Below are 3,439 nucleotides of genomic sequence, written 5' to 3' on the forward strand. Positions count from 1 at the left end.
GGCGACCGGCTCGACGGGCTGGGGCAACTGTATCCAAGATAGTGTCCACTAAAAAATGGTGTCCACTATCTTGGCCAATTTGGAGGGCTGTCAGGAGAGGGTGCTGGCCGGACGGTTACGTTATTCTCTTCCTTAATGTTCGGTGGACGGATAAGCATGACCGACGATTTAGGATCTCATAAAAAAGGCCTCTACTGAGTGAGGCCCGCTTGTTCAGCTCTTTTTAGGAAGCTTCACGCATCAGTATGTATTTGGCCACTCTGTGAGGTGGTCTGCCTGGCTCAGTAGACTGATGTGTCCAATAGGTGCGGATCTCAAAACCCTTTTTCCTGAGGCGGCGGATCGTGTTTGGCGGTTGGACTATATCCAAGTCCTTTGCAGCTTCTATGGTTGATACTGGGCCGTTTCTCAGCGCCTCAATCATTTTGCGGTCTTGCTCGGTTGAAGAATGGCGTGTCATAGTTTGCCCTTCACGTTGGTGCTATCCAGTGTGTTTTCGCTAAGGCGGTGTTCGAGCACCGCCTTGGCAATCCCTCGGGCAGTCCTGCGCATTACTTTCCCTTTGGTTTTTTTGCGCCTCCCTGAGCAACCATCCCTTACTGCGTGATTTAGGGTGATGCTCATACGTTTGGCTCATCAATAAAACGGCTCAGCACAAGCCATAGCGCAGCGTACTTCTCCTGATCCCAGCGCTTGCTTAGGCGTTCATATTCGGTCGTGTTTGTATCCATCCCCTGCATAGCCCGGAATGTGTCGCTGGCTAGCTGGAGCATCAGGTGTTCGTTGTCGGTAAATTCGATGGTCATCTAGCGCCATCCTTTGCAGCGCGTTCAATCCAAGCTTTGAGTTCGGTCATCAGGATCAGGCGGCGCCTGCCCACTTTGAAGCTTCTGATTTCACCCTTTGCAATCAGCTCATACATCGCTGAACGGGAGCAGCCGACCTGGCGGCCACCCTCTTCAACACTTACAGATAGGGGGGGTATTTGGGCTGCTTGGTTCATTACTGCTCTCCAGTATTTGGGAAAAAAGGGGGCTGGCATGAGAAGACTAAGATTATAAAGCGTTAAATGCAAGCTATTGCGGCACACAACCGCATTCAATGGGATTGACAGGATAAAGCTGTCGCAGCAAAGTGCCCGCCATTCAGGAGGCGCACGAATGGCTAGACCCAAAAAAGCAGAACAGCCCACCGTCAACGTTTCTCTCCGGATCGAGCCGAAGATAAGATTTGCGATTGATTTGCTTGCGCGCGAACAAAAAAGGTCGATTACTGGTGTGATCGAGTGGTCGGTGATGCAGGCGTTGAAAACGCAGAGCATCAAGACTCCCGCGGGTGATGAGATATCGCTCTATGAGCTGATGGATTTAGCCTGGTCCCCAGACGAGGCGGACAGGATTACTTCTTTGGGTATGCTCTCTCCCCATACACTGAATCATGAGGAGAATTGCATTTGGACGCTGATCAAGTCGTCCGGAATTTTCATGGTGCTTGGAGACGGTAAGGCAAGCACTGTCCTGAGCGACTTTGTCCCGAACATCCCTTTGATCAAAATGTGTTGGCCGTTGATCAAAGAGAGGGGGGTGGAGTTGTCAGAATGGCCACGGCGCGGCCTTAGCACCGTGATCACGGAGGGGGACATACAACATTATTTTGGCGATGACTTTTTGGCTGATCTAGAGGCTTACCGTTAAATCAGCTCCACCGCAGCAGCCTTCGTTCCTAGTGCCAGGTGCGCATAGCGTAACGTCATCTTGATATCGGCGTGCCCTAGCAGATCCCGTACCGTGTTGAGCGGTACGCCAGCCATTACCAGGCGTGAAGCGAAGTCGTGCCGCATATCGTGCCAGCGGAACCCGTCGATCTGCGCCCGTTCAAGCAACTTGAGCCAGGCGCTTTTGACGTCCTCAAAGCGACCGCCGCCCTGACCTGGGAACACATACGGCGACTTGCTTACCTGCTTCTTCCAGGCTTCCAGCACACCAATAGTCTCCTTGTTCATCGGGATGTGGCGCGTATCGCTTGTCTTGGTGGTGGCCCCGGCGACTGTGATTGTCTTCGTGTTGAAGTTCACCGCTGACCATTCCAGGTCGAACAGCTCTCCGCGCCTCATGCCGGTATTCAACGATATCAACACCATTGGCTTCAGGTGATCGGTGAAGGGCAGTTGCAGGAGGCTTGGCAGTGGCTCTCTGTGGCGGTCCGTCCGCCAGGTGTTTGCACTCTCGCGCTCGACCCTCATTTCATCCTGTCGAGCGTCCAGGGCATCGCGTAGACGCTTGGTCTCCTCAGCAGCCAGGTAGCGAATCACCCCCTTTGAGTCGACTTTGAGCTGTTTCAGCTTGGCCAGAGGATGCTCGTCGATGTAATCCCACTCGACCGCCCGGCTGAATACTCCGCTGATAGAGCCCATTTTCCGGTTGACCGTGGAGGGCTTGTTGCCGGCCTGCATCCATCCTGTGCGGATCAGCTCCAGGTCTCGCCCGGTGATCGCGTCCAAGCGCTGGGCCATGATTGGGTCGAAGTTATTGCTGAGGGTGTGCTGCGTCTTCTCATGGCCTTTGTGATGGGCTTTGAACCACGGCATATAGGTGTCGTCGATAAAGTCGCGCAGCGAGGGCAGGGCTGACCCCTTGCGGCCCTGGGCGATGGCCAGAGGCTCGCCGTGGGCGTGCGCATCGGCTAAGTACTGGGCGGCCTCGGTTCGGGCTTGGTCAAGGGTAAGCACGCCGACACGCCCGAGGGTGGCGTTCTTGTTTCGGCCCCAAGTGACCATGTAGGACTTGTGACCGCTGGGCAGCACGCGAATGAAGAAGCCGGGTTGCACTGTGTCATGCACGCGGTATGCTTTCGCCTCGGCGGCTAGGCTGCCAATTAGCTTCTGAGTGATTTTGGATTTCAAGGGTTCGTCCGTGACAGCAGGGTGGCAGCAAAACGCACTATACCGCTCGATGTTCACGTACTCAATGGGACTAAAAGGCCCAATAATACTGGGCTTACGGCTGTATCCATTGGGTCTAAATTGACCCTCCTAAGGGGAAGGTTGGCCGTTCGAACCGGCCCTGGGACACCATCTCTGCTGAGCTTTCCCTTTCCGGTATTCGCCGGTCTAAAAAACAGTCTTTCTCGCTCCTCGCTTTCGCAGGTCTCAGCCGGGCTTCTTCCGGTTGGAGTTCGATGCATTTGTGTGGGTGGGGATATTCATGCCCCAGGGCTATACGCTTCTTCTTATATAGAAGAGGCGGCGAGGCATCCTGATTTTATAGGCGAATGGGTTTTTAGCTTTTTTGCGGATAAGGGGTTGACGTTCATGGCGATCCCTGTAGAATTCGCCTCCCGCTTACGAGAGATCGCAAGCGCAAGTGGTTGAAGTTGTTGAAGAAATCTTCGAAAACTTCTGAAAATAACCACTTGACAGCAAATGAGGCTGCTGTAGAAT

Annotated in this window: 5 protein-coding genes; 1 reads left to right on the top strand and 4 read right to left on the bottom strand. The window is 53.9% G+C overall.

Annotated elements, in window-relative coordinates; translation table 11 throughout:
• Window positions 1-223: 223 nt before the first annotated feature.
• The 3 genes from ACP7CZ_RS26955 to ACP7CZ_RS26965 all read right to left on the bottom strand — a co-directional run bounded on the left by ACP7CZ_RS26955 (window position 224) and on the right by ACP7CZ_RS26965 (window position 1,003).
• Window positions 224-460, bottom strand: a complete 237-nt coding sequence (locus ACP7CZ_RS26955; protein ID WP_186609160.1) for a helix-turn-helix domain-containing protein — start codon at window positions 458-460, stop codon at window positions 224-226.
• A 160-nt stretch (window positions 461-620) separates the two neighbouring features.
• Entirely contained in the window at window positions 621-806 is a 186-nt protein-coding gene (locus tag ACP7CZ_RS26960) for a hypothetical protein (protein WP_426175474.1), read from the bottom strand.
• Window positions 803-1,003: an excisionase family DNA-binding protein gene (locus ACP7CZ_RS26965; protein ID WP_426175476.1), complete on the bottom strand. Its 201-nt coding sequence runs from the start codon at window positions 1,001-1,003 to the stop codon at window positions 803-805. Before ACP7CZ_RS26965 ends, ACP7CZ_RS26960 begins: the two co-directional genes overlap by 4 nt.
• 157 nt (window positions 1,004-1,160) lie before the next feature.
• Here ACP7CZ_RS26965 and ACP7CZ_RS26970 point away from each other — a divergent pair, with 157 nt between their 5' ends.
• Window positions 1,161-1,694 carry a hypothetical protein gene (locus ACP7CZ_RS26970; RefSeq protein WP_283553848.1) on the top strand — a complete coding sequence of 178 codons (534 nt, stop codon included), beginning with the start codon at window positions 1,161-1,163 and terminating at the stop codon, window positions 1,692-1,694.
• On the opposite strand, the gene ACP7CZ_RS26975 is transcribed toward ACP7CZ_RS26970, so the two are convergent.
• Window positions 1,691-2,902, bottom strand: a complete 1,212-nt coding sequence (locus ACP7CZ_RS26975) for a phage integrase (RefSeq protein WP_426175478.1) — start codon at window positions 2,900-2,902, stop codon at window positions 1,691-1,693. The genes ACP7CZ_RS26970 and ACP7CZ_RS26975 overlap by 4 nt on opposite strands.
• Window positions 2,903-3,439: the final 537 nt, after the last annotated feature.

The organism is Pseudomonas sp. DWP2-2, assembly GCF_049897065.1.
Taxonomy (GTDB): domain Bacteria; phylum Pseudomonadota; class Gammaproteobacteria; order Pseudomonadales; family Pseudomonadaceae; genus Aquipseudomonas; species Aquipseudomonas paracarnis.

What these genes read in the sequence shown, in the direction of transcription:
- ACP7CZ_RS26965 (WP_426175476.1), bottom strand. Translation starts at nt 1,003, where the DNA reads ATGAACCAAGCAGCCCAAATACCCCCCCTATCTGTAAGTGTTGAAGAG.
- ACP7CZ_RS26970 (WP_283553848.1), top strand. Translation starts at nt 1,161, where the DNA reads ATGGCTAGACCCAAAAAAGCAGAACAGCCCACCGTCAACGTTTCTCTC.
- ACP7CZ_RS26955 (WP_186609160.1), bottom strand. Translation starts at nt 460, where the DNA reads ATGACACGCCATTCTTCAACCGAGCAAGACCGCAAAATGATTGAGGCG.
- ACP7CZ_RS26960 (WP_426175474.1), bottom strand. Translation starts at nt 806, where the DNA reads ATGACCATCGAATTTACCGACAACGAACACCTGATGCTCCAGCTAGCC.